This is a genomic window from Novosphingobium sp. BL-S-20 (assembly GCF_055521635.1).
The window spans coordinates 753401-778673 of sequence record NZ_CM145494.1; the positions used below are offsets into that span (position 1 = coordinate 753401).

At 65.2% G+C, this 25273-nt stretch carries 25 protein-coding genes and 1 tRNA gene; 17 read left to right on the forward strand and 9 right to left on the reverse strand.

Annotated features, from left to right (window positions below; translation table 11 throughout):
- Positions 1–281 precede the first annotated feature (281 nt).
- The 3 genes from ACZ1II_RS11190 to ACZ1II_RS11200 all read left to right on the forward strand — a co-directional run bounded on the left by ACZ1II_RS11190 (position 282) and on the right by ACZ1II_RS11200 (position 4085).
- Positions 282–1784, forward strand: coding sequence for a UxaA family hydrolase (locus ACZ1II_RS11190; RefSeq protein WP_465146505.1), 1503 nt, complete (start codon positions 282–284; stop codon positions 1782–1784).
- A gap of 86 nt (positions 1785–1870) precedes the next feature.
- Positions 1871–2686: a 2-keto-4-pentenoate hydratase gene (locus tag ACZ1II_RS11195; RefSeq protein WP_465146506.1), complete on the forward strand. Its 816-nt coding sequence runs from the start codon at positions 1871–1873 to the stop codon at positions 2684–2686.
- A 64-nt stretch (positions 2687–2750) separates the two neighbouring features.
- Positions 2751–4085, forward strand: coding sequence for an MFS transporter (locus ACZ1II_RS11200; protein WP_465146507.1), 1335 nt, complete (start codon positions 2751–2753; stop codon positions 4083–4085).
- A gap of 231 nt (positions 4086–4316) precedes the next feature.
- On the opposite strand, the gene ACZ1II_RS11205 is transcribed toward ACZ1II_RS11200, so the two are convergent.
- Positions 4317–5006, reverse strand: coding sequence for an extensin-like domain-containing protein (locus ACZ1II_RS11205; RefSeq protein ID WP_465146508.1), 690 nt, complete (start codon positions 5004–5006; stop codon positions 4317–4319).
- A 271-nt stretch (positions 5007–5277) separates the two neighbouring features.
- Between ACZ1II_RS11205 and ACZ1II_RS11210 the strand changes: the two genes are divergently transcribed.
- Both ACZ1II_RS11210 and serA read left to right on the forward strand, forming a co-directional pair.
- Entirely contained in the window at positions 5278–6444 is a 1167-nt protein-coding gene (locus ACZ1II_RS11210; protein WP_465146509.1) for a phosphoserine transaminase, read from the forward strand.
- Between the two features lie 106 nt (positions 6445–6550).
- Positions 6551–8137 (forward strand): phosphoglycerate dehydrogenase, encoded by a 1587-nt coding sequence (serA, locus tag ACZ1II_RS11215; protein WP_465146510.1) that lies wholly within the window; start codon positions 6551–6553, stop codon positions 8135–8137.
- Positions 8138–8392: 255 nt separating this feature from the next.
- On the opposite strand, the gene ACZ1II_RS11220 is transcribed toward serA, so the two are convergent.
- Positions 8393–9130 (reverse strand): EF-hand domain-containing protein, encoded by a 738-nt coding sequence (locus ACZ1II_RS11220; RefSeq protein ID WP_465146511.1) that lies wholly within the window; start codon positions 9128–9130, stop codon positions 8393–8395.
- Positions 9131–9404: 274 nt separating this feature from the next.
- Between ACZ1II_RS11220 and ACZ1II_RS11225 the strand changes: the two genes are divergently transcribed.
- The 4 genes from ACZ1II_RS11225 (at position 9405) to ACZ1II_RS11240 (ending at position 13765) form a co-directional block, all read left to right on the forward strand.
- On the forward strand, positions 9405–10529 hold the full coding sequence (locus tag ACZ1II_RS11225; RefSeq protein WP_465146512.1) for an ATP phosphoribosyltransferase regulatory subunit: 1125 nt from the start codon (positions 9405–9407) through the stop codon (positions 10527–10529).
- Positions 10530–10718: 189 nt separating this feature from the next.
- The gene (locus ACZ1II_RS11230) at positions 10719–12008 is read left to right on the forward strand and encodes an adenylosuccinate synthase (RefSeq protein ID WP_465146513.1); all 1290 of its coding nucleotides are present in this window, start codon (positions 10719–10721) and stop codon (positions 12006–12008) included.
- A 4-nt stretch (positions 12009–12012) separates the two neighbouring features.
- A complete protein-coding gene (locus tag ACZ1II_RS11235) occupies positions 12013–12513 on the forward strand; it encodes a L,D-transpeptidase family protein (RefSeq protein ID WP_465146514.1) in 501 nt (166 codons plus the stop codon).
- Between the two features lie 424 nt (positions 12514–12937).
- Positions 12938–13765 carry a GGDEF domain-containing protein gene (locus ACZ1II_RS11240; RefSeq protein WP_465146515.1) on the forward strand — a complete coding sequence of 276 codons (828 nt, stop codon included), beginning with the start codon at positions 12938–12940 and terminating at the stop codon, positions 13763–13765.
- Between the two features lie 204 nt (positions 13766–13969).
- Here the strand turns inward: ACZ1II_RS11240 and ACZ1II_RS11245 are convergent, their stop codons facing one another.
- Entirely contained in the window at positions 13970–14758 is a 789-nt protein-coding gene (locus ACZ1II_RS11245; protein WP_465146516.1) for a DODA-type extradiol aromatic ring-opening family dioxygenase, read from the reverse strand.
- 27 nt (positions 14759–14785) lie between these two features.
- Positions 14786–15214, reverse strand: a complete 429-nt coding sequence (locus ACZ1II_RS11250) for a DoxX family protein (RefSeq protein WP_465146517.1) — start codon at positions 15212–15214, stop codon at positions 14786–14788.
- A 92-nt stretch (positions 15215–15306) separates the two neighbouring features.
- On the opposite strand from ACZ1II_RS11250, the gene ACZ1II_RS11255 reads away from it, so the two are divergent.
- Both ACZ1II_RS11255 and ACZ1II_RS11260 read left to right on the forward strand, forming a co-directional pair.
- Positions 15307–16212, forward strand: coding sequence for a LysR family transcriptional regulator (locus ACZ1II_RS11255; protein WP_465146518.1), 906 nt, complete (start codon positions 15307–15309; stop codon positions 16210–16212).
- 159 nt (positions 16213–16371) lie between these two features.
- The gene (locus ACZ1II_RS11260) at positions 16372–17316 is read left to right on the forward strand and encodes an alpha/beta hydrolase (protein WP_465146519.1); all 945 of its coding nucleotides are present in this window, start codon (positions 16372–16374) and stop codon (positions 17314–17316) included.
- 7 nt (positions 17317–17323) lie between these two features.
- Here ACZ1II_RS11260 and ACZ1II_RS11265 read toward each other — a convergent pair whose 3' ends face one another.
- Positions 17324–17500: a DUF1674 domain-containing protein gene (locus ACZ1II_RS11265; protein WP_465147284.1), complete on the reverse strand. Its 177-nt coding sequence runs from the start codon at positions 17498–17500 to the stop codon at positions 17324–17326.
- A 54-nt stretch (positions 17501–17554) separates the two neighbouring features.
- Between ACZ1II_RS11265 and ACZ1II_RS11270 the strand changes: the two genes are divergently transcribed.
- The gene (locus ACZ1II_RS11270; protein WP_465146520.1) at positions 17555–18784 is read left to right on the forward strand and encodes an RsmB/NOP family class I SAM-dependent RNA methyltransferase; all 1230 of its coding nucleotides are present in this window, start codon (positions 17555–17557) and stop codon (positions 18782–18784) included.
- Positions 18785–18977: 193 nt separating this feature from the next.
- On the opposite strand, the gene ACZ1II_RS11275 is transcribed toward ACZ1II_RS11270, so the two are convergent.
- Complete coding sequence (locus tag ACZ1II_RS11275; protein WP_465146521.1) at positions 18978–20048, reverse strand: choice-of-anchor A family protein; 1071 nt, start codon at positions 20046–20048, stop codon at positions 18978–18980.
- A 176-nt stretch (positions 20049–20224) separates the two neighbouring features.
- Complete coding sequence (msrA, locus tag ACZ1II_RS11280) at positions 20225–20770, reverse strand: peptide-methionine (S)-S-oxide reductase MsrA (protein ID WP_465146522.1); 546 nt, start codon at positions 20768–20770, stop codon at positions 20225–20227.
- 118 nt (positions 20771–20888) lie between these two features.
- On the opposite strand from msrA, the gene ACZ1II_RS11285 reads away from it, so the two are divergent.
- From ACZ1II_RS11285 to ACZ1II_RS11300, 4 genes are all read left to right on the forward strand, one after another.
- On the forward strand, positions 20889–21749 hold the full coding sequence (locus tag ACZ1II_RS11285) for a class I SAM-dependent methyltransferase (RefSeq protein ID WP_465146523.1): 861 nt from the start codon (positions 20889–20891) through the stop codon (positions 21747–21749).
- Between the two features lie 13 nt (positions 21750–21762).
- Positions 21763–22626: an N-carbamoylputrescine amidase gene (aguB, locus tag ACZ1II_RS11290; RefSeq protein ID WP_465146524.1), complete on the forward strand. Its 864-nt coding sequence runs from the start codon at positions 21763–21765 to the stop codon at positions 22624–22626.
- Positions 22627–22667: 41 nt separating this feature from the next.
- Positions 22668–23177, forward strand: coding sequence for a 2-amino-4-hydroxy-6-hydroxymethyldihydropteridine diphosphokinase (gene folK, locus ACZ1II_RS11295; protein WP_465146525.1), 510 nt, complete (start codon positions 22668–22670; stop codon positions 23175–23177).
- A gap of 40 nt (positions 23178–23217) precedes the next feature.
- Positions 23218–23293, forward strand: a tRNA-Lys gene (locus ACZ1II_RS11300).
- A gap of 128 nt (positions 23294–23421) precedes the next feature.
- Here ACZ1II_RS11300 and ACZ1II_RS11305 read toward each other — a convergent pair.
- Together ACZ1II_RS11305 and ACZ1II_RS11310 are read right to left on the reverse strand one after the other, a co-directional pair.
- Positions 23422–23721: a YdaS family helix-turn-helix protein gene (locus ACZ1II_RS11305; RefSeq protein ID WP_465146526.1), complete on the reverse strand. Its 300-nt coding sequence runs from the start codon at positions 23719–23721 to the stop codon at positions 23422–23424.
- Between the two features lie 50 nt (positions 23722–23771).
- Entirely contained in the window at positions 23772–24698 is a 927-nt protein-coding gene (locus tag ACZ1II_RS11310) for an EamA family transporter (protein ID WP_465146527.1), read from the reverse strand.
- 115 nt (positions 24699–24813) lie between these two features.
- On the opposite strand from ACZ1II_RS11310, the gene ACZ1II_RS11315 reads away from it, so the two are divergent.
- On the forward strand, positions 24814–25272 hold the full coding sequence (locus ACZ1II_RS11315) for an Lrp/AsnC family transcriptional regulator (protein WP_465146528.1): 459 nt from the start codon (positions 24814–24816) through the stop codon (positions 25270–25272).
- Position 25273: the final 1 nt, after the last annotated feature.

A 25273-nucleotide genomic window follows, 5' to 3' on the forward strand; every position in this document is an offset into this window, starting at 1 on the left:
TGACGGCCCCGCCACGCGGTTTCGCCCGATATGTTCTGGCTGTCTGAAATCCGCATTAGGCGGATTTGGGCGGCACCGGCCCGCGCCCCCGCCCGACCTCCCAACGATAGTACCCTATGGGAGGTCGGGCGGGGGCGCGGGCCGGTGCCGCCCCTAAATGCCCGGAATGGGCATTTTCGGACAATTGCTCTTCCGCTTGCCTTCCTGCGTGCGGAAAGGCAAGATGACACCGGTTTCCATATGATGGAAGTCCTCAATTTCTCCCTAGCTCCGGTCAGACGATGTCCTTCGAAATCCCCGCCTCGATTCGTATCCATCCCCGCGACACCGTAGCCGTCGCCTTGCGTCCGCTCGCTGCCGGTGAGATCGCGGAAGGCGTGACCTTGCGGGATGAAGTGGGGCAGGGGCACAAGTTCGCGCTCGCCGATATTGCCGAGGGCGATACGGTGGTTAAGTACGGCCAGCCGATCGGCCGCGCGACCCGCGCGATCCCGGCGGGAAGCCATGTCCACACCCACAATGTCGCGACCGCGCTGGCAGGGGAACTCGCCTATTCTCCGCAACTCGGTGCGGGGGAGAGTCATGCTGCAAGGCCGGATACCGACCTGACCTGGCGCGGCTATCTGCGGGCCGATGGACGCGCGGCGACTCGCAACGAGATCTGGATTCTGCCAACGGTCGGCTGCGTCGGCATGACCGCCGAACAGGTCGCGCGCGAGGCGCAGGCGCGCCATGCGGAGTTGATTGCCGCCGGAAAGATCGACGGTGTCCATGCTTTCGCCCATCCTCACGGTTGCTCTCAGCTAGGCGACGATCTCGACGGTACTCGCGCGCTGCTGGCTGGCCTTGCGGCCAGCCCCAATGCGGCTGGCGTATTGCTATTGGGCCTCGGCTGCGAATCGAACCAACTGGATGCCCTGGTCGCGGCAGTGCCGGTCTGGGCGCGCTCCAAGCTGCGGCTGCTTTCCAGCCAGTCGGCGGGCAACGAGATCGAGGAGGCGGGCGCGCTCGTCGACGAACTCGTGGCGGAAGCGGCGAAGGCTGAGCGTAGCGAATTGCCGTTGTCAGCGCTCACCATTGGTCTCAAATGCGGCGGTTCGGACGGGTTTTCCGGCCTCACCGCCAATCCCCTGCTCGGGCGCTTGTCCGAGACGATGGCGGAAGCGGGCGGCAAGGCCATTCTCACCGAAATTCCCGAGATATTCGGCGCCGAACAAGCCCTGCTCGACCGCGCGACCTCGCGCGAGGTGTTCGAGGCGGCGGCAGGACTGGTGAACCGTTTCAAGCGTTATTACCTCGACCAGGGTCTGCCAGTTTCGGAAAACCCCTCGCCGGGCAATCTTGCGGGCGGGATCACCACGCTGGAAGAAAAGTCGCTCGGCGCAGTGCAGAAGGCAGGCTCGGCGCCGCTGGCCGATGTCATCGATTATGGCGGGCAGGCGAGCGTCCCCGGCGTGACCTTGCTGGAAGCACCGGGCAACGATGCGGTATCCTCCACCGCACTGGCGGCCTCGGGTGCTACGCTCGTGCTGTTCACCACCGGACGGGGCACGCCTTTGGGCTTCCCGGTGCCGACCGTGAAAGTGGCGTCCAACCGCCGCCTGTCCGAGGCCAAGCCGCACTGGATCGATTTCGACGCCTCGATCGCGCTGGAGGAGGGGCAGGAGGTGGCCGATGCCGCATTCCTGCGGAAAATCTGCGCGATAGCCAGCGGCGAACCGACCGCTTCGGAACGCGGCGGTCAGCGCGCCATCGCTGTCTGGAAGCGCGGCGTAACGCTCTGATAGTGCTGGATGGCGAGCGATCCGTCCGCTTTTGATTTGCCAATGACACCGGTTTCCTTTAACCACACGACAAGAACAATGAAGGGATGGGGATGAGCTTCAACGAACAGGCGTTTCACGAAAAGGCGCGCACGGTTGCGGGTGCTTTCGTGGCGGCGCGGCGCGAAAAACGCGCCCTGACCACATACCCCGGCGAAGCGCCTTCCGACCTCGCCGCGGCCTATGCCATCCAGGACCTGGCCATCGGGATCGACGGGCGCAAGGTCGCGGGCTGGAAGGTGGGCAGGATCAACGTGCCCGAAGATGCGCGTCTCGGTGCCGATCGTCTGGCGGGGCCGATCTTTGCGGATAGCGTGGTCACTGCGGCGGTGGGCGAAGTGCCCGAAATGCCGGTTTTCGCCAAGGGCTTCGCGGCGGCGGAAGCGGAATTCCTGCTTCATGTCGCATCCGGCTGGGACGGCGTGATTCCGGCCGACGACGCAGCGACCCGCAAGCTGCTCGATGCCGTTCACATTGGTATCGAAGTGGCCAGTTCGCCTTATCCCGGCATCAATGCCGACGGGCCGCCGGTGACCATATCCGACTTCGGCAACAATGCCGGGCTAGTGGTCGGCCCGGTGCTGGAGGGCTGGGAAAACGCTGCCTTCGAGACGATCACCGTCCGCTTCGAGATCGAGGGCGTGGAGATCGCCTCGGCGACGACCGCGACCATGCTGGACGGTCCGCTGGGCGCAGTGCGTTTCCTCCTGGCAAATCTGTCCGCCCGCGGCATCGATTGCAGCGGCGGCGCCTGGATCTCGACCGGCGCGGTTACCGGAGTTCATCCGGTAGTGCCGGGGCAGGAAGTGCTGGCCCGTTTCGAAGGGCATGGCAGCGCCGGTTGCAGGATCGTGGCGGCATAGACCGCCTGGGAGAGATCGATCGGCAGGCCCGAAAACGGTGCCGCCGAAAAGGGAGCAGGATCAGATGAACGCAGGTGCCGGGGAAATCACCGAAAGCCCTCCGATTGAAGGCGCAGGGATCGAAACGACGGTAACCCAACCCACTGCCATTCATTCCACGGCCGGGCGCTACCGCTGGGTGATCGTCGCGCTGCTCTTCGCGGCGACGGCGATCAACTACGTCGACCGGCAGATGATCGGCGTACTCAAGCCCACGCTGGAAGCCGAGTTCCGCTGGACCGAATCCGACTTTGCCGGAATCGTCTTCTGGTTCCAGCTCGCCTATGCCATCGGCTATCTCTCGTTCGGCAAAGTGGTGGACGTGCTGGGCGCGCGGGTAGGCTATGCCGTCGCGCTGGTGATCTGGACCGTCAGCCACATGGCGCATGGTTTCGCCAGCGGCGTGACTTCTTTCGCGATGGCGCGCTTTGGCTTGGGCATCGGCGAATCGGGCAATTTCCCTGCGGGCATCCGCGCCGTGACCGACTGGTTCCCGCAGAAGGAACGCGCCTTCGCGATCGGCCTGTTCAACGCGGGCGCCAATGTCGGTGCGATCCTGACGCCGCTGATCGTGCCGCTGCTGGTGCTCTGGTTCGACTGGCGCATGGCCTTCTTCGTCACCGGCATTTTCGGCATTCTCTGGCTCGTCGCCTGGTGGGCGATGTACCGCCACCCGACCGAGCACGCCCGCGTCACCCGCGGCGAACTCGCCTGGATTCAGCAGGACCCCGCCGACCCGGTCGAGAAGATCGGCTGGGGCAAGCTGCTCACGGTCAGGGAAACCTGGGCGTTCGCGCTTGGTAAATTCCTGATCGATCCGATCTGGTGGTTCTTCCTGTTCTGGCTGCCCGGCTACCTGTTCGAGCGCTATGACCTCGACCTCAAGACCTTCGGCCTGCCGCTGGCGGGAATCTACCTGATCTCCGATCTCGGCAGCGTGGGCGGCGGCTGGCTTTCCTCGAAGCTCATCAAGGCGGGCAAGACCCCCAACTTCGCCCGCAAGATCACGATGCTGATCTGCGCCTTCTGCGTCCTGCCGATCTGGTTTGCGCAGAGCATCGACAGCGTCTGGTCGGCGGTGCTCGTCATCGGCCTGGCCACGGCGGCGCACCAGGCGTTCTCGGCGAACCTCTACACGCTGCCCTCGGACGTATTCCCGCGCGGTGCGGTCGGTTCGGTGGTCGGGATCGGTGGTACGGTAGGCGCGTTCGGCGGCATGGGCATGGCGCTCTTCGCGGGCTACATCCTCGATGCGACGCATAGCTATGAGGTGCTCTTCGCGATTTGCGCGAGCGCCTATCTGGTGGCGCTGGCCGTCGTGCATGTGCTGAGTCCGAAGTTGGAGCAGGCTAAGGTTTGAAGAAGAGGAAGTCCTGGGGGATGATCCCCCAGACCCTCGGAATGTCTGCGCCGCGCGCCGCCTATCCGTAGTGCGCTCCTTGCGGCGCAGCCAATAAGTCTCCCGACGCTACCATGGGCGCACGACGGATAGGCTGGGCATGACCTAGACGGTATTGGGGGTGCAGGGGGTCTATGATCCCCTGCTTTTCTCTTTCACTTCAAGCCAGAAAGTAGTGCCCAAGCTGCCGCGTTAACGGCAGAAACTCGAACCGTTCGCTTCCAGGTGGAAGTGGTTCCGGTGGGCTTCGTTGTAGTCGGGGCCTAGCGTCGTGCCGAAGCGTTTGCAGGCGCTTTCGTGGACGACGCGCAGGAAGCGGCGCTCGGCAGGGGTGCCGTTGCTCCAGTCGTTCAGCACGCTGATGCGGCGGCCGTCGGCGAGCACGAAGCCGGAAACGTCGATGGCATTGGCGGTGGCATGGCCCGAGCGCCGTGCCGTGCCCGCGATGTTGCGGCAATTGTAGCTGCCGTAAGTCTCGATCGAGAGGATGCGGCTGCCGAGAATCTGCTGCGCGGCCCTGTCTACACCGTAGCGCGCCCAGGCGGCGAAGGGCGTTGCCGTCGTGCAGGTTACCGGGCCGAGGTTGGTGACGGATACCGTGGCGCGATCGGTGTTGAGTGCCGAGAGCTTCACTGTGCCCAGCGTCGAGCAGCCGTTTCCATAATACTTGTCGGTCACCGGCGTGAACACGGCGTTCTGCGCGTCGAGCGTCGCCATGCACTGGCGCAAATCCCGCGATACCGGCGGCGCGGCGGGGCGCGACTGGGTGGAGGGCCGAGAACCGCGTCCGCGCGGATGCTCGGGGCGATCGATGCAACCGTTCAGAACGGCGATGAACGGCAGGGCGAACAGCAGTCGGTGCAGACGGGGGCTGGGTTTCATCATCCGGCTCAAGCATCCGGGCCTTGGGTGAACCGGACCTTACCCATGGCAGGACCAGGCTGGAATCGCGCGAGCGCAGTTTTCCACCGGATATCGAACGCGCGGAATTCCGGGCGTTTTGCGCAGCGAACGGCTGCGAAACGACGAAATCGGGAAACGATCTGTCGCAAGGGTCCGGAGAATCGTTTGACAAATTTCCCGCCCTCTTTAGATGCGGCTCCGGGCCACGCGGTCCCAACGCCGCGCGTGCTCTCTGTAAGGAGAGTCAGAAATGACTGATGGTACTACGCTTCCCCAAGGCGCGGAAGCGCCTATTGCTGTTCCGACCCGCAAGCCTGCGCGTCCGCACTTCTCGTCCGGTCCCTGCGCCAAGCCGCCCGGATATGCCCCCGAAAAACTGAACACCGAAGCTCTCGGCCGCTCGCACCGCGCCAAGATCGGCAAGACGCGCCTTGCGTATTGCATCGATCTGATGCGCGAAGTTCTGCAGCTGCCCGACACGCATCGCATCGGTATCGTCCCCGGTTCGGACACCGGCGCCTTCGAGATGGCCATGTGGACCATGCTCGGTGCCCGCGGCGTGACCGCGCTGGCCTGGGAAAGCTTCGGTGAGGGCTGGGTTACCGACGCCGTCAAGCAGCTCAAGCTGGAACCCACCGTGTTCCGCGCCGACTACGGCCAGTTGCCCGACCTCGACAAGATCGACTGGTCCGACGACGTGCTTTTCACCTGGAACGGCACCACTTCGGGCGTGCGCGTTCCGGACGCCAACTGGATCCCGGCAGACCGTGAAGGTCTGTCCTTCGCAGACGCCACTTCGGCAGTCTTCGCCTACGACATCGACTGGTCCAAGATCGACGTTGCCACCTTCTCCTGGCAGAAGGTTCTGGGCGGCGAGGGCGGCCACGGCGTCCTGATCCTCGGCCCCCGCGCGGTCGAGCGTCTGGAAAACTACACCCCGGCATGGCCGCTTCCCAAGGTATTCCGCCTTGTGTCGAAGGGCAAGCTGGCAGAAGGCGTGTTCAAGGGCGAAACCATCAACACACCTTCGATGCTCGCCGTCGAGGATGCGATCTTCGCTCTGGAATGGGCCAAGGGTCTGGGCGGTCTCGAAGGTCTGAAGGCGCGTTCGAACGCCAATGCCCACGCGCTGGACAAGATCGTCGCCGAGCGTGACTGGCTGGGCCACCTTGCGGTTGATTCCGGCACGCGGTCGAAGACTTCGGTCTGCCTTACGGTCGAAGGCGCGGATGCAGACTTCATCAAGAAGTTCGCCGCCGTCCTCGAAAAGGAAGGCGCGGCCTACGACGTCGCCGGATACCGCGATGCCCCTGCGGGCCTGCGCATCTGGTGCGGCGCGACGGTCGACACCGCCGACATCGAGGCGCTGGGACCGTGGCTCGACTGGGCCTACGCCACCGTCAAGGCTGCTGCCTGATTTTCAACGTCGTCCCAGCGAAAGCTGGGACCGCTTTCAACCGAGCGCCGCGCTTGCGGCCTGCGATCCCAGCGTGCGCTGGGATGACGAGTGAAGGAATAATTCCATGACCAAGCCCCGCGTCCTCATTTCGGACAAGATGGACCCCAATGCCGCCCGTATCTTCGAGATTCGTGGCTGCGACGTAGACGTCATCACCGGCGAAACCCCCGAGCAGCTGATCGCCCGCATCGGCGATTATGACGGCCTCGCGATCCGTTCGTCGACCAAGGTCACCAAGGAAATCCTCGCCGCTGCGAAGAACCTGAAGGTGATCGGCCGCGCCGGTATCGGCGTCGACAACGTCGATATCCCGGCCGCTTCGGCCCAAGGCGTCGTCGTTATGAACACGCCGTTCGGCAACTCGATCACCACTGCCGAACACGCCATCGCCATGATCTTCGCGCTGGCCCGCCAGATCCCCGAAGCCAACGCCCAGACCCAGCAGGGCCTGTGGCCGAAGAACGGCTTCATGGGCGTTGAAGTCACCGGCAAGACGCTGGGCCTGATCGGCGCCGGCAACATCGGCTCGATCGTCGCCAGCCGCGCGCTCGGCCTGAAGATGAAGGTCGTTGCGTTCGACCCGTTCCTCACCCCGGAACGCGCCGTCGAAATGGGCGTGGAGAAGGCCGATCTCGACACCCTGCTCGAAAAGGCGGACTTCATCACGCTGCACACGCCGCTGACCGACCAGACCCGCAACATCCTCTCGGCCGAGAACCTGGCCAAGACCAAGAAGGGCGTGCGCATCGTCAACTGCGCGCGTGGCGGCCTGATCGACGAAGCCGCACTGAAGACCATGCTCGACAACGGCCATGTTGCCGGTGCCGCGCTCGACGTGTTCCAGACCGAGCCCGCCAAGGACTCGCCGCTGTTCGGCACGCCGAACTTCATCTGCACCCCACACCTTGGCGCCTCGACCACCGAAGCGCAGGTCAACGTGGCGCTTCAGGTTGCCGAGCAGCTGGCCGACTTCCTGGTCAACGGCGGCGTCACCAACGCGCTCAACATGCCCTCGCTTTCGGCCGAGGAAGCGCCGAAGCTGAAGCCCTACATGAAGCTCGCCGAAATGCTGGGCTCGATGGTCGGCCAGCTGACCCGCGATTCGGTTCCCCGCATCTCGATCCACGTTGAGGGCGCGGCTGCCGAACTGAACCAGAAGCCGATCACCGCTGCCGTGCTGGCCGGTTTCATGCGCGTCCAGTCGGACACCGTGAACATGGTCAACGCGCCGTTCCTCGCCAAGGAGCGCGGCCTTGAAGTGCGCGAAGTGAAGACCGAGCGCGAAGGCGACTACCACACGCTGGTGCGCGTTTCGGTGAAGACCGAAGCGGGCGAGCGTTCGGTGGCCGGCACGCTGTTCAACAACCGCGAGCCGCGTCTGGTCGAGATGTTCGGCATCAAGGTCGAAGCCGAGCTGGCTGGCGACATGATGTACATCGTCAACGAGGACGCGCCGGGCTTCATCGGCCGCATCGGCACCCTGCTGGGCGAGAACGAGATCAACATCGGCACCTTCAACCTCGGTCGCCGCGATACCGGCGGTGAAGCCGTGCTGCTGCTTTCGGTCGACAATGCCGTGTCGGAAGACGTGCTCAAGGCGGCCAATTCGCTTCCGGGCGTGAAGACGGTCAAGGCGCTCAAGTTCGTCTGATCTGACGGATTTAAAGCTCCCAACGGAAGGGGCCGGTGTCTTCGGATGCCGGCCCCTTTTCCGTTCTTGGGGTGGCAGGCCTTCGACAAGCTCAGGCTGAGCGGGGTTTGGGTTGGATTTTGATCAAGGTCTAGGTCCAGGTTCAGTCTGAACCTGCCAACCCCGCTCAGCCTGAGCTTGTCGAAGGCCCCGCAGGCGAAGCGCGAGGCCAGTATCCTTCGACAGGCTCAGGATGAGCGGAGTGCGGGACCTCTCCTATTGCCCCGAAGGCGGCGGTCCCATCGGGCGCATGCCGCCACGACCGGGCATCCCCTCGCGACTTCCGTTCTTCGGGCGCAGTTCCTGCATCGAGAGATAGCCGTCCTTGTCCGCATCGGCGGCCTCGAACTTCGCGCCTTCGTAGGCGAGCAGCTCCTCCAGCGAGACACCGGCGTCATAGTTGGTATTGGCCTTGGCGATGAGCGTGCCGGAGATCGGTTCGATCAGGTCGGCCAACATGCGGTCGTCATCATCCTTGCCGAAATCGGGTGCGACTACTTCCAGAACCTGACCGCTGCGATCGCCCAGGGCGCCGCGCTCGTCGATGGCGACCGAACCCATCTGCTGCTGCCAGGCGGTGAATTCGGCGATCGAAATGGTGCCGTCGCCGTTTGCATCGACTTTGGCGAAGCGCGCCTTGATCGCCGCGTCGCGCCGGGCGTTCACGAGGGCGTGGAATTCCTGCAGCGTCACCAGCCCGTCGCGATTGGTATCGGCATCGCGGAACATGGCGGTGACGATCTTGTCGTAATGTGCGCGGGAGATCGGCTTGGGCATGCGGGGCTTGCCGCCACCACCGCCGCCCGGAGGGCCGCCGCCACCGGGTCCGCCCATGCCTCCACCACCCATGCCGCCCCCACCCATTCCTCCCATATCGTCGCCGCCGCCCATCTGGGCGTGGGCGGGTGTCTGGAGCAGTAGCAGGGGCAGAAGAAGCAGGGAAAACTTGGGCATGGACCTCGACCGTATGTTCGCAGGGGCAGGGCGCAAGGCGGCTGCGGCTTTCGGCGCGGCGCATGCCTGGCGGTCCGGCCCATGCAGGAAATGGGCTGTAACAGGTTGTCTCGTCCCGCCAGACGATCAGGGCGGGATAGCCTGATGCCGGACGGTTGTTGACAGGAAATTTCACGCAAATTGTCGCAGGCTTTCGATTTCGCGCGATGGAGGCCCGGACAGACGCAGGTGCCGTTCGACATTTGCCGCCCGTGCGGTTAAGGGCGCCACCATCATGCAGGACAACGACCGCGATCTCTTGCCCGAAGGACTGGGCGACCGTCTTCCTCAGCAGGCCTGGGCCTCCCAGCAGGTGCGCCGCATGGCGCATGACGTGCTGGCGAGCCATGGCTACGAGCGCGTCGAAACGCCGCTTATCGAGTTCGAGAAGGCGCTCGCGCATCGCATGGCAGGCGTGCAGGTGCGCCGCATGTTCCGCTTCGTCGATCCCGTTTCCATGCGGATGCTGGCGCTGCGTTCGGACATGACCGCTCAGGTCGCCCGCATCGCTGCTACGGGTCTGGCCGAGGCGCCGCGTCCGTTGCGGCTGTCCTATTCGGGTCAGGTCTGCACCATCAAGGGTGACGGCCTCGACCCGCGCCGCGAGCGGCTTCAGCTTGGTGCCGAGCTGATCGGCACCGATTCGGTCGCTGCCGCCGCCGAGATCGTCGAACTGGCGATCGAGGCGCTGCGTGCTGCCGGGGCGACCGGGATTTCGGTGGACTTCACCATGCCTGATCTCGTCGATACGCTGTCGGAACAGGCGCTGCCGCTGCCGGAAGGCCGGATCGAGGCCGTGCGCCAGATGCTCGACGCCAAAGACGCGGGCGGGCTGGTGGACGTGGGCGGCGAGGCCTACCTGCCGCTGCTCTACGCTGTCGGCCCCTTCGCCAGCGCCATCGAGCGGCTTGCCGCCTTCGACGTTGGCGGGGCGCTCGCCAGCCGCATCGCGGGCCTTCGCGAGATCGCCGCGCGCGTGGGCTACAAGGCGCGCATCACGCTCGATCCCTCCGAACGTCATGGCTTCGAATACCAGTCGTGGTTCGGCTTCACGATCTATGCCGAGGGTATCTCGGGCAGTCTCGGGCGTGGCGGTACCTATCGTATTCTCGGCCAGACCGGGCACCATCCGGAATCGGCGACCGGCTTCTCGCTCTATCCCGACCCGCTGGTGGACCTGCTCGGCGCCGAGCCGCAGGCGCAGCGCAAGCTGTTCCTGCCGCTGGGTCACGATCCGCGCATTGCCGGTCAGCAGCGCGCGATCGGTTGGACCACCGTGGCCGCGCTCTCCGAAAGCGACGATCCGGTTGCGCTGGGCTGTTCGCACAAGCTGGTGAACGGCGAGGCCGTCGCGCTCTGATAATCCATTTGTGTCGTCCCGGCTGCGATCCGGGGCGACGGAGTGGGTCTACCCTTGACTAGCCATGCGCCTTGCCACTAGGGCGCGGGCGAAAAGCCGGGGCACTTCTGCCCCAACGCAAATCCATATCGCCGAGTCCTGTCGAAGGGCGTTATTGGATCCACCGTGGCAGGGTGGAGGAGTATATCCATGGCCAACGTAACCGTGATCGGCGCCCAGTGGGGCGATGAGGGTAAGGGCAAGATCGTCGACTGGCTCGCCAGCCGCGCGGATGCCGTCGTCCGTTTCCAGGGCGGCCATAATGCCGGCCACACGCTGGTCGTCGGCGACCAGGTCTACAAGCTGAGCCTGCTGCCTTCGGGCATCGTCACCGGCACGCTGTCGATCGTCGGCAATGGCGTGGTGCTCGATCCGTGGCACCTCAAGGCCGAAGTCGAGAAGCTGCGCGGCCAGGGTGTCGAGATCAATCCCGAGAACTTCGCGATTGCCGACAACTGCCCGCTGATCCTGCCGCTCCACCGCGACCTCGACGGTCTGCGCGAAGCGGCTGCCGGTTCGGGCAAGATCGGCACCACCGGCCGCGGCATCGGCCCGGCCTATGAAGACAAGGTCGGCCGCCGTGCGATCCGCGTCTGCGATCTCGCCCACCTCGATGCGCTGGAGCCGCAGCTCGACCGTCTCTGCGCCCACCACGACGCGCTGCGCGCCGGTTTCAACCAGCCGCCGGTCGATCGTGAAGCTCTGATCAACGAACTGCGCGAGATCGCGCCTTTCGTGCTCCAGTTCGCCCAGCCCGTGTGGAAGCGCCTGAACAAGGTCCGCAAGGCCGGCGCCCGCATCCTGTTCGAAGGCGCGCAGGGCGTGCTGCTCGACGTCGATCACGGCACCTATCCCTTCGTCACCAGCTCGAACACGGTTTCGGGCACGGCGGCTTCGGGTTCGGGCCTCGGTCCTTCGGCTACCGGCTTCGTGCTGGGTATCGTCAAGGCCTATACCACCCGCGTCGGTTCGGGGCCGTTCCCGACCGAGCTGGAAGACGAGACCGGCCAGCGCCTTGGCGAACGCGGTCATGAATTCGGCACCGTCACCGGCCGCAAGCGCCGCTGTGGCTGGTTCGACGCCGTGCTCACCCGCCAGTCCTGCGCGATCTCGGGCGTGACCGGCATTGCGCTGACCAAGCTCGACGTTCTCGATGGTTTCGAGAAGGTGAAGATCTGCACCGGCTACCGCCTCCACGGCAAAGTGCTGGACTACTTCCCCAGCCACGCCGCCGATCAGGCCAGTGTCGAGCCGATCTACGAAGAAATGGACGGCTGGCAGGGCACCACCGCCGGCGCCCGTTCCTGGGCCGACCTCCCGGCGCAGGCGATCAAGTACATCCAGCGCGTGCAGGAACTGATCGAAACCCCGGTGGCACTGGTTTCGACCAGCCCCGAGCGCGAGGACACTATCCTCGTGCGCGATCCTTTCCAGGACTGAGCGGATGCGGTGCGGGCTGAAACTCGCGCCGCTCCTGCTGTTGTTGGGGGTGGGTGCCGCTCAGGCGGAACCGCCCCTCAAGCTTCCCCAGATCGACCTGATCCGTGTGCAGAAAGCGGCGCGGACGATGGAACTCTGGTCGGACGGTCGGCTCGTCCACATCATCCCGCATATTCAGCTGGGTGACGAGCCTACCGGCCCCAAGCGCTTCGAAGGCGACGAGCGCACGCCCGAAGGTCGTTATGAGATCGACTGGGGCAATCCGAAAAGCGCCTATCACCTCTCGCTCCATATCTCTTACCCCAATGCGCAGGACCGCGCCTATGCACAGGCGCGCGGGCGGTCCGCAGGCGGGATGATCATGATCCATGGTCAGCCCAATGCCCTGCCGATAGGCCGTGTCCCCGGCGACTGGACCGATGGCTGCATCGCCGTTGCCAATGCCGAGATCGAGGCACTCTACGAGTCGGTGCCGGACGGCACCCCGATCGAGATAAGTCCCTGATACTCCGGATTGCCCGATCATCGAGCGGCAGAATTTGATGCAGATTGCATGTCTCGCACGACGACAGGCGTTTTCAGGAATTTAATCCTGCTTTAGGGATGTCTACGTGGATAGGGAGCCGCAGCCGGGAATCGGCATGATCGCCTTGCATGCGGCCCATGCTCACGCTTGCGATCGGAGTTCGGGCCGGGTCGAACCGCCGGGCTGTCCGGTCATTGGATCAACTTTGCCGCGTCCTTGGAGATGCGGCGCGGTCGGAACGTCGCGATGCTGTCCTCAACCATCCTCAATGACGAGCAGGGCCGCCTTGCCGCACTGCGCAATCTCGAAGTGTTGGATACCGAGCCGGAGCAGGCCTTCGATCACGTCGTCTCGCTGGTCCGCGCCGTGTTGGGCGTGCCGATGGCGGCGGTCACGCTGGTCGATGCCGACCGCCAGTGGTTCAAGGCCCGCAGCGGGCTGGACGTGGCCGAGACCCCCGCGCAACGTCTCTTTCTGCACCCATGCCATCCAGCAGACCGCGCCGTTCCTCATTTCCGACGCGCGGCTCGACGCCCGCTTCGCCAATAATCCCTTCGTCGTCACCGATCCCGGCGTGCGCAGCTACGCAGGCATCCCGCTGCTGACGCCCGAGGGCTATAACGTCGGCGTTCTCTGCGCGATCGACGACAAGGTGCGCGATTTCAACGAGGCCGAAGTCGCCATCCTCGGCAATTTTGCCCGCATCGTCATGAACGAACTGGAACTGCGTCGCATCGCCGAGCGCGACCAGTTGACCGGAGCGCTCACCCGGCGCGGCTTCGTGGATAAGGCGAAGCTGGAGATGGACCGCTTTCGCCGCTACGGCCGCCCAAGCTGCCTGGTGCTGATCGATCTCGACCACTTCAAACAGGTCAACGACACCCATGGCCACCCGGCCGGGGACGCGGTGCTGCGCGAGATGGCGGCCACCGTGGTCGGCTCGACCCGCCCGGTCGATTTCCTCGGCAGGCTGGGCGGCGAGGAATTCGCTGTGCTCTTGCCGGAAACCGAGGCTGCCGATGCGCTGGTGGCGGTGGAGCGGTTCCGCGCGACGCTGGCGGAGCACGATATCGCACTCCCCGGCGGTGCGAGCATTCGTGTAACGGCGAGTTTCGGAATTCCGCCGCTGAGCGAAAGGATCGCCAGTGTCGAGGACTGGCTCGCTGCGGCGGATGGGCCACTTTACGCTGCCAAGCGAGGTGGGCGGAATCGGTGTGAACTGTTGCATTGAAAGGCAACAGAGAAGTCCTGGGGGATGATCCCCCAGACCCTCGAAATGTCGATGTTACGTCCGACCTATCCGTAGTGCACTCCTTGCGGCGCAGCCAATAAGTCTCCCGACGCAGCCATGGGCGCGCAACGGTGTTGGTCCGCGTGACCTAGACGGTATTGGGGGTGCAGGGGGGCTTTGCTTCCCTGCTTTTCCCCTTGTTCTTCAATCGAACCGAAACGCCGAAATCGCCGTCCTGAGCACGAGGTCCGAATAGACCTTCTCTCCCGCCCCTTGCGCCGTCCCCGCCACCACCATCAGCGGCAACAGGTGTTCCTCGCGCGGGTGGGAGAAGCGTCCGCCGGGGGCCTCGGCCCAGTGCGAGAGCGCTTCGGCGCGGGTTTCGGCATCGGCTTCGGCGGCACTGGTCAACCATGCGTCGAAGGCCAGCGAGGGTTCCGTCGAGGCCGGATTGCCGTAGCCGCGCATGTTGTGGAAGCTCATGCCCGACCCCAGGATCAGCACGCCTTCCTCGCGCAGCTGGGCAAGGGCCTGTCCGGCGGCGAGGTGGAGGGCCGGGTCGAGCGAGCGGTCGAGCGACATCTCCACGACGGGGACTTCCGCCTCGGGCCATGCCACCTTGAGCGGGACGAACACCCCGTGGTCGTAGCCGCGCTGTGGGTCCGGCGCGGCGGCGAAGCCGGCCTCGCGCAGGAGGTGGCTGGCGCGGGCTGCCAGCGCGGGAGAGCCGGGGGCGTCGAAGCGCAGTTCGTAGGTGTGTTGCGGGAAGCCGTAGTAATCGAACAGCAAGTCCGGATGCTCGGCGCCGGTGAAGGCGAAGCCCTGGGTTTCCCAGTGGCCCGAGACGATCAGGATCGCCTTGGGCGGTTCGGGCAGGCGCTCCGGCAGGCTGCGCAGGAACTCGGCCATGGAGGTCCAGTTGCCTTGGGGGTCCGGCATGAAGAAGCAGGGACCGCCGCCGTGGGGGATGAAGAAGCTGGGTTGGCGGGTCATGGCGTGTGTTCCTTGCGCAAGTTCGTTTCAGGGGCGCCGGGTCGGGACGAGCGCGTGGGCGCCGTCGCCGATCAGGGCGAGGACGAGGAGGGCGACCGACCAGAAGGCGGGATATTCCCAGCCGCCGCCCTTGGAATCGAAGAAGAAGCCGTTGGCGCCGTGGACCATGACGATGGTGCCGAGCAGCAGCGGGATCAAGGCCAGTGCGACCGCGCGGGCATAGATACCAAGAATCAGCGCAAGGCCACCGAGCAGTTCCGCTGCCATCGTCACATAGGCCAGCGCCGGGAGCAGGCCGAGGCTGCCGAAGAAACCGGCCGCTCCGGCAGGTGTGAAGACGAACAGCTTGAGCGCGAAGTGGGCGAGGAACAGCACGCCGAGCGCGACGCGCAGGACGAAAACGCCATAGGGCGCGGTGGAGGCGATGCCGGAATTCGTGGGGTTCGTCGAAGTCATGGGGAGATTTCCTTTCGAAAACCCATCTAGACCTTCACCTATTCGGTGATAATCATGCCATTCGTTGAATGACTTTATACTTAAGGTGTTGAATGGACCGGCTCAAGGGCATTGAGGTCTTCGTGAAGGCCATACGGCTTGGCGGACTTTCGGCGGCGGCGCGCGATCTCTCGATGTCGCCTGCGATGGCAGCAAAGCACCTCAATGCGCTGGAGCAACGCCTTGGCGCCACTTTGGTGAACCGCACGACGCGGCGGCTGGCGCTGACCGAAGTGGGTGCGGCCTATCTCGACAAGGCCGAGCGGGTGCTGGCCGAACTGGAGGACGCCGATGCCGAGGTGATGGCCCAGTCTGCGGCGGTGGAAGGGCTGCTGCGCGTTTCCGGCCCGGCGGCATTCGGGAGCGCCTATCTCGTCGATCTGGTGACCGAGTTCCACGCGCGCCATCCTGCCGTGACGGTCGAACTCGGCCTCAACGACCGCGTGGTCGATCTGCTGGAAGAGCGCTGGGACGTGGCGGTGCGGATCGGCAGGCTGGCGGACAGCAACCTTGTCGCGCGCAAGTTGGCGCCGGTGCGCATGGCGATCTGCGCCTCGCCAGACTACCTCGCCCGGCGCGGCACGCCGCATTCGATCGACGATCTCGGGCAGCACGATTGCCTCGGCTATACGCTGGGCAACGAGACCGGGGCGACGCGCTGGGGTTTCGGCCGCGACGGCAGCCGGGCGGTGGCGGTGCGCGGTACGCTCCATGCCAACAACGGCCAGGTCCTGGCGCAGGCGGCGGTGGCGGGGATGGGGCTTGTCTACGGCCCGCGCTTCTTCGTGGACCGCGCGATTGCGGAGGGGCGACTGGTGGAACTCGATCTCGGCGCCGAACTGCTCGATCTCGGCGCGGTCCATGCGGTGACCCACCGCACCCGTCGACCTGCTGCCAAGACGAGGGCATGGATCGACTTCCTGGTTCAGCGTCTGCCTGCCATGGCGCGGGAGTGGTGAACTCGCTCTTGCGGTTCAATAAGCTGAAATGTCTCGATTTTACGGCGATCGGAAGGCGTTTCCCGAAGCCGCGCGGACAGGGCGTGCTAGGCTTCCGAAAGCACCGGGTTCCGCGCCGCAAGGCGTGAGGGAACGCCGGTCTTTCTGGAAGGGGGCTTCATGATCCGGCACGTTTTTCTCGCCAGCCTGGCGGGGGTATTCATCGCAGGCTGCACCGATAGCGCGACCGGACAGGCGGGGCAGGCGGCTTCGGGTGTCGTGTCCAGCGGCGCGCAGCGAGGTGGCGGGCATCCTTACGAGGTCTCCGGCAGCGAGGTATGGGACGTACCCGATCCGGTGTCGGGCCGCGCCTATCAGCTCTTCGTTGCCTTGCCCGCGTCCTACGGTTCGGAACCGGGACGCCGCTATCCAGTGCTTTACGTCACCGATGCCGATTATGCCTTTCCGATAATCAAGCAGATCGCCCGACGTCTCAATGTTGAAAAACCGGCCATCGAGGAGTTCATCCTTGTCGGCCTGTCTTATGCCAAGGGAGAGGGCGGCATGCAGAGCCGGAGGCGAGACTATACGCCGACGAGCGCGGGGACCACGGATTCGCCCAGAGATGCCGTGCATGGTCAGGCCGATGCCTATGCGGCCTACATTCGCGATCAGGCCCTGCCGTTCGTCGCTGCGCACTATCGCTCGGATGAGGGGCGGCGCTTCTTCCTCGGTCACTCCTATGGCGCACTGCTTGGCGCACATATCTTACTGCGCGAGCCGGACCTCTTCCGTGGCTATGTCCTCGGCAGTCCTTCGTTCTGGTACGACCATCATTACATGACGGCGCAAGAAGCGGCCTATTCCGCCAAACATCATGACTTGCCAGCCCAGGTCTACATGTATGTCGGCGAGTACGAGGGAAGGCGGCCCGGCGATCCGCGCTTTTCAACGTCGGTGGACATGGTTGCGGACATGAAGGCCATGGATCGAACGCTACGGTCGCGGAATTTTCCGTCGCTGCGGATGCAGTCGGAGGTCCTCAATGACGAGGATCACGTCAGCGTTGCCCCGCGTGGCTTCACCCATGGCTTGAAGTACCTGCTCCCTGCGAAGGCGAATTGACCGCTCGTCAGAAGTCGATGGCGATACCGTTGCGTACCCAGTCGCCGTAACGGGTGGGCGAGATTCCGTCCGGGTCCTGTTCGTCCTGCTCGGCCGGGGCTTTCTTGGCCTCGGGCGCGGGGTCGTTGGTCCAGTGGGCGGGCTTGGTGAAGCCCTCGGGCCGCTTGGTGGCGCGCTGTGTCATGGAACCCATGTGGTGGAGGTGGCGTCAAAACGCAATCCGCTATAGGGGCGGGGCATGGACATTCCCGGCCTTCCCGCGCGCCGTGCCGCGCTCAACCTTATCGATGCCGTGCTGCGGCGGGGCGAAACGCTTGACCAGGCGGGCGGCTCCGCCCTCGCGCGGGTCAGCGGAGACGCCGACCGGGCGCTCGCCCGCGCCATTGCCGGCGAAGTGCTGCGCTGGCGCACCGATCTCGACGAACTGATCGACAGCGCCACCCGCCTGCCGCTCGCCCCCGACGCCAAGGCTCGCGCAGTGCTGCAGATCATGCTCGCGCAGGTCCTGCGGCTGGAGACCCCTGCGCACGCGGTGATCGCCACCGGCCTGCCGCTGCTGATGGGCGGCCCGCGCCGCCTCGCGCACGGGGTGTTCTCCACCCTGACCAAGCGCGAAGTCGCGCTCCCCGAAGTGCCCAGCCTGCCCGAGGACGTGGCGGGTCGCTGGGGTGCGCGCGCCGAGGCGATCGCCGCCGGTCTCGCCGAGCCGCCGCCGCTCGACCTTGCCCTGCGCGATCCGGCGCAGACCGCCGAATGGGCCGAGCGCCTCGGCGGCACTTCGCTGATGCCGGGCCATGTCCGCCTATCGCGCGGCATCGCGGTCGAGCATCTCGAAGGCTTCCGCGACGGCGCCTGGTGGGTGCAGGATCTCGCCGCCAGCCTGCCCGCGCGGCTGCTCGGCGCAGGCGAGGGCAGGCGCGTGCTCGATCTCTGCGCTGCGCCGGGCGGCAAGACGCTGCAACTGGCGGCGGCGGGCTGGCAGGTCACGGCGCTCGACAATTCCAAGCGTCGTCTCGAACGTCTGCGCGAGAACCTCAAGCGCGTCGGTGTCGAAGCCGAGGTCGTGCAAGCCGATGCCCTCACCTGGGAACCTGAGGAAAAGTTCGACGCGATCCTGCTCGACGCGCCCTGCACGGCCACGGGCACCGCGCGCCGCCATCCCGATGTGCTCCACCGCATCGGTCCGCGCCAGATCGAGGAGATGACCGCGATCCAGGAAAAGATGCTCGAACGGGCTTCGGGTTGGCTCAAGCCGGGCGGGCAGCTGGTCTACGCGGTCTGCTCGCTGGAAGTGGAAGAGGGCGAGGAGCAGGCGGACAAGGTCTCGCTGACGGCCGTGCCGGTTGCGGCTTCGGAACTGCCGGAGGGGCTGGAGCCGAGCGCCGAGGGCTGGGTGCGGACCGATCCGGGGATGCTGGCTGACGTCGGCGGGCTGGACGGGTTCTTCGTTGGAAGATGGCAGAAGTAGGAAGGGGAAGTCCTGGGGGATGATCCCCCAGACCCTCGGAATGTCGACCTTGCGCGCGCCCTATCGGTAGTGCGCTCCCTGCGGCGCAGCCAATAGGTCTCCCGACGCCGCCGTGGGTGCGCAACGGCGTTGGCCCGCGTGACCTAGACGTATTGGGGTGCAGGGGCGATGGCCCCTGCTTCTACCCTTATCCTTAAACCGCCACGGGGCGGCGGCGGCGCCAGAACACCAGCGCGCCAAGCCCCAGCGCGAAGAGACCGACCATGCCCGGTTCCGGAACGTCGGTCGGGCCGCCGGAAGAGCCACCCGAGCTGGTCGAGCTGCCCGGATCGCCCGGCGTATAGCCGCCGGTGTAGGTGCCAACGTGCATCTCGCCGTTCTGCACGAGATTGCCGAACACTGCCGAACCCTGGATGTAGTTGGAGGTCGTCGCATCGGCGCTCGGTGCGAGGACCGAGCCGCCCCAGGCCGTGCTCAGAGAGAGGTCTTCGGCCTCGTGGAAGTTCCAGACGACGTGTTCGCCGAGGTTGGCGGTGCCGCCCAGGAAGTTGTCGTCCAGCTTGATCGACTTGCCCGAGACGTTGACGATCGCCGTGTCCGCGCCGTTGAGGTTGAACTGGATCTCGCCGATCTTGTCGAGGTCGGCGGCGGAGATGTTGAACACCGCCACGCCGTTCGCGCCGGGCTGGGCGTTGAAGGTGCCGCGATTGCCGCTGATGGTCAGCTGGCTGTTGGCGGTCTCGGTGCTCATCGAATGGCTGAGGCCTTCCATCGAGGTTTCGATGAGGCTCTTCTGCTGCGAGAGGTTCTGCGAAAACTGCGGGTTGCTGGCGGCGAGGCCCGAGGTCACGGTGTTGTTGTTGACGTTGGTGTTGCTGATCGTCCCGCCGACCTGCACCGTCTGTGCCGCTCCGTTGAGGTTGAGGCCGCTGTTGACGTTGCCGCCGACGATCGCGCCCGAGCCGTTGTTGAGATTCTTGTGGCCGCCGTTGACGTCGCCCACCACGGTCAGCCCCGGCGTTCCGGTGCTGGAAGCGGGCAGGGCGGTGATCTGGTAGTTCGAGGAATTGCCGTCGAGATTTCCGCCCACGAACGTGCGGCCCTCGACTTCGGACGAGGAGGTCAGATCGCCCAGCACCACGAGGTTCCAGGTCTTCAGCACGTCGATCCCGGCGATCATGCCCGAGGATGCAAGCACGGGGCTGGCCGCGAAGGCAACGGCGGCGACAGCGACGGAAAGCGACAGCTTGCGGAGAGAGGACATGAAAGGGACTCGCCAATGAAACGGATCGTTAGGCGAGCTAAGTACTTGTCTTAAGTCGTTTGGATATGGCCCGTTTCGGCGTGTCTCACCATGAGACACGCCGAAAGCGAATGCCTTACGCGGAGTTAACGGCGCGCTCTTGCACCGTCGTCTCGCACGGGAGGCGGTTTTTCAGGTCAGGCCTTGACCTTGTTCTGGAAGCTCTTGCGCAGCTTCATCAGCTTGGGCGGGATTACCGCCAGGCAGTAGGGGTTACGCTGGCCTTCGCCATCCCAGTATTCCTGATGGTAGTCTTCGGCCGGATACCATTCGTCGTTCTGCCTGCCGTCTGCAAAGCCCTCGATCGTGGTGACGACCTTGCCGCCATTGTCCTCGTTCGAGCGGGCCAGGGCTGCTTCGGCTTCGGCGGCCTGAGCCTCGTTCAGTGGGAAGATCGCCGAGCGGTACTGAGTGCCCACGTCGTTGCCCTGGCGGTTGAGCTGCGTCGGGTCATGGGTGCCCATGAACACGTCGAGCAGGTCGCCGTAGGACAGCACCGAAGGATCGTAGTTCACCCGGATAGCTTCGGCATGACCGGTGTCGCCGCCGCAGACCTGCTTGTAGGTGGGGCTGGGCACGGTGCCGCCGATATAGCCGCTTTCCACGGAGTCCACGCCGATGACGTCGCGGAACACCGCTTCGGTGCACCAGAAGCACCCGCCTGCAACGATTGCCGTTTCCATTGTCTTGAATGTCCTCATGAGGGGGATTTTGTCGCTAGATAGGTACACTTGAGCGGCTTGTCATTGGGCGGGCGCAAACTAGGTTCAGTGCCGACCAGAGTTCCACGGGAGAATCGATATGCGCCGCGCCCTGATCGCCCTTTCGTCCCTACTTGGCATGATCGCCATGCCCGCCGCCGCGACGGCTGCGGAGGAGACCACCGAAGCGGAAGCCTGCAAGGGCTGCGAGGCACTGCTCGAACTGGCCGCCTCCAATCCCTCGCGCAAGGAGGACCGCGCGCGCGACCAGTATCGCCATCCGGTGGAGACCCTGAGCTTCTTCCGCGTCGCTCCGACCATGAAAGTTGGCGAATATGCGCCGGGCGGCGAGTGGTATTCGCGCCTGCTCGGCCTCTATCTCGGCCAGCAGGGCCATCTCGTCGGGCTTTACTTCAATCCCGAGGCGCCCGCCTTCAAGCCCGAGACGAAGGACGGCATCCGCAAGGGTGCGGCCAGCTATCCGGCCAGCGTCGCCAAGTTTACCGGCCTGCCCGCCGACCGCTTCGCCGCCTATACCCTTGGCGCGATTCCCGAAGGCGAGAAGGGCACTTTCGACGTCATCATCGTACCCCGCATGATGCACAACCTGCTGCGCTGGAACATCGCGGGTAGCGAGTTCGCGGCCATGCGCGATCTCCTCAAGCCCGGTGGCTATATCGGCATCGAACAGCACCGCGCCCGTCCGGACGCCCCCGCTGACTATGCCGACGGCTCGAAAGGCTACTTGCGCGAGGCTGACGTGATCCGCTTCATGAAGGATAATGGCTTCGATCTCGTCGCCCAGTCCGAGATCAGCGCCAATCCCAAGGACACCGCGAACTGGCCGGACGGCGTCTGGACCCTGCCGCCCACCCTGGCGCTCAAGGACAAGGACCGCGAGAAGTATCTCACCATCGGCGAGAGCGACCGGATGACCCTTCTGTTCCGCAAGCGAGGCTGATAGAGGCCGTCGCATGACCGAAATCACCGTTGCCGCGCTCCAGCTCGCCCTCAACTCCGCCGACGAGCACGAGAACATCGCCGCCGTCTCCTCGCTGGTCGAGGAAGCCGCGGCCAAAGGCGCGCAGATCGTCCTGCCGCCCGAGCTGTTCTCCGGCCCCTACTTCTGCAAGACCGAGGAGGAGGAACTCTTCGCCATCGCCCGCCCGACCGCCGAGCACCCCTCGGTGATCGCGATGAAGGCGCTGGCGAAGGCGCTGAAGATCGTCATCCCCACCAGCTTCTTCGAGCGCGACGGCCACCACTACTACAATACGCTGGCGATGATCGGCACCGACGGCGAGATTATCGGCACCTACCGCAAGAGCCACATTCCCGACGGCCCTGGTTATGAGGAAAAGTACTACTTCCGCCCCGGCAACGACGGGTTCAAGGTCTGGGACGTGCTGGGCACCAAGGTCGGCATCGGCGTCTGCTGGGACCAGTGGTATCCCGAATGCGCGCGCGTGATGGCGCTGATGGGCGCGGAACTGCTGTTCTACCCTACTGCCATCGGCTCCGAGCCTTATGACGCCACGCTCGACACCAGCCGGATGTGGCGCCGGGCGATGGTGGGACACTCGGTGTCGAATTGCATGCCGGTGATCGCCGCCAATCGCATCGGCGTCGAATCGGAATGCGGCACCGAGCAGACCTTCTACGGCCACTCGTTCATCACCGACGAATGGGGCGACTACGTTGCTGAATTCGGCCGGGACGAGACCGGCGTGCTGGTCTCCACGCTCGACCTCGCCCGCGCTGCGAAGCACCGCGCGGGCATGGGCTTCTTCCGCGATCGCCGCCCGCAACTCTACACGCGCATCGCCCAGGATATCTGATACAAGCCTCGGTAGTTACGGCATAATCGGGGGCAGTGGTCTTGGCCAAGCATCAGTATCTCGTCGCGCTCGGCTCCAACATGCGCCACCCGCGCCATGGCGGCCCCCGCAACGTGCTCGCCGCGGCGCTGCGGGCGCTCGACAGCGGCAAGTACGAGGTTCTGGCCGCTTCGCCGGTGATCGAAAGTGCTCCGCTCGGTCCCTCGCGCCGACGCTATGCCAACGGCGTGGCGCTTGTGCGCAGCAAGCGCGAACCCGACGAGATGCTGCACAAACTGCACAAGATCGAACACAAGTTCGGTCGCCGCCGCCAGGGACAGGCCTGGGGCTCGCGGGTGCTGGATCTCGACCTCGTGCTGTGGAGCGGCGGCCCCTGGGCGGGCGGCGAGGGCGAGGAAAGCCTGATCCTGCCGCATCCCTCGTTTCGCGAGCGGGATTTCGTGCTCGGCCCGGCGCGGCGGATTGCGGGCCTTTGGCGTGACCCTTTGACAGGTCTTACGATTAATCAGCTTCATGCCCGCTTGACCAAGCCGCGCCCTGCCCCTAGGTGACGCCTTCCGCAGCCGCTTCACCGGCTGATCCCGGCAACGGGGGCCCTTAGCTCAGTCGGTAGAGCAACTGACTTTTAATCAGTAGGTCGCTGGTTCGAACCCAGCAGGGCTCACCACCTTTTCCGCCCGTACGGAACGACATAGAGTCTGTCGTTCGGGGCAAAATGCCGGTTCGGATTCTCGCGCGGTATCAGTATTCCCGGATAGTCGCGCGCGGTACATTTCCCGCGATTGCCGCTTTGCCTCAACCCGCGTTGGGGCGCTTGCCTTCCGGGGTTCCCAGACCTGCGAGTTGCACTTCCGTGAGGTTTTCGCTGAAGGCAGGCGAGAGCTTGCGTTCGAGGCGGCGGCACATGTCCGAATGGGTGATAAGCGCCCGGGCAGTTTCGCGCAGGGTGGCGTAGTCAAGCGGGACATCGCCTGAGATCCAGTCGCGCACCTCGCGTTCGGCAATGCCGAGGTGACGCGCCAGCGCGCGCTGGCCGCCGAGAGCGTCTACGGCCTGGGAGAAGATGGCGAGCTGGATGTCGGAAGCTTGCGGCATGTGGGACGCATGGGCGCAATCGTCTCGGGGCGCAAGTCAAGCAGGCAGGATCAGGACCCGCTAACTACAGGTTTCGTATCGACGTCACTTTTGTCGGCCCCTTTGCCCGACGGTCGGGCCGTAAGTGTCGTGCCGATCGTCGCACCGACGATCGCGGCGATGCCCAGCCACTTCGCGAAGGGCAGCATCTCGCCCAGCAGCAGCGCGCCCGCCAGTGCGCCGACCGCCGGTTCGCCGCTGGTGAGGATACCGAAGCTCTTGGTCGGCAGGCGGCGCAGCGCGAACATCTCCAGCGAATAGGGAATCGCGCTGGAGAAGATCGCGACGATGAGGGCAATGGTCAGGACATGCGGCTGGAGCAGGGTCGTTCCCGCCTGCGCCACGCCGAAAGGCAGGGCGACGAGCGCGGCGATGGTCATGCCGTAGGCGGGCGCGGCGGCGCCCAGAGTCTCGCCCGCGCGTTTGCCGAGCAGGATGTAGGCGCCCCAGAACACGCCTGCCCCCAGTGCCAGCAGCACGCCCAGCGGATCGACCGCGTCGCGGGAGAGGTCCAGCGGCAGGAGTAGGGAGAGCCCCGCTACCGCCAATGCGATCCAGGCGAGGTCCACGCGGCGGCGCGAGGCGAACGTCGCGACTGCAAGCGGTCCGGTGAATTCGACCGCCAGTGCGATGCCTAGCGGAATGCGCTGGATCGCGAAGTAGAACAGCAGGTTCATGCTCCCCAGCGCGACACCGTAAGGCAGCGCCGCGCGGAGCATGCGCCGGTCGAACGGTCTCTGCCACACGCGGAATACGCCGCAAAGGATGGCCGCGGCCAGCGACAGACGCAGCGCCGTGGTGCCCGCCGGGCCGATCACCGGGAACAGCGTCTTGGCCACCGAAGCGCCCCAGCAGATCGACACCATGGCGGCGCCCACTGCAGCGAGCGGTGCAAAATCGCTGGATGTGGAGCGTGCAGCAATGCGGCGAAAGACCATGGAACCCTCGGTTGGAGACGCCGCAGCTTTTATCGCTAGGCTGCGATAAAAGTGTTCTATGATTGCGGCGTGGCGATAATATTTATCGCCGCTATTCGATGAGAGACCGATCCCGATGCCCGACGCGTTCGACTTGCGCATTTTGACCGAGCTTCAGCGCGACGCACGGATTTCGATGCCCGACTTGTCCGAGATCGTCGGGCTGTCGGCTCCGGCCTGCTACCGGCGCGTAAGAGCTTTGCGAGAGCAGGGGGCGATCGAGCGCGAGATGGCTATCGTGGCGCCGCGGACCATGGGCTGGCTGGTGACGATGATGGTGCTGGTCTCGCTGGATACCGACAAGGGCCGGGTGGTGGACGGTCTCGTCGCGCGGCTGAGGGAGGCGCGGGAGGTGATCGACGTTTGGTACGTCACCGGCGATCACGACCTGGTATTGCAGGTCGCGGCGCAGGACATGGAGCATTACGATGCCTTTTCCCGCCGGGTACTCCACGGCGAAGAGCATGTCCGTGCGTTCAAGACGCTGGTAGTGATGCAGCATCCCAAGCGCTCGGCGGCCCTACCTCCTGCCTGAG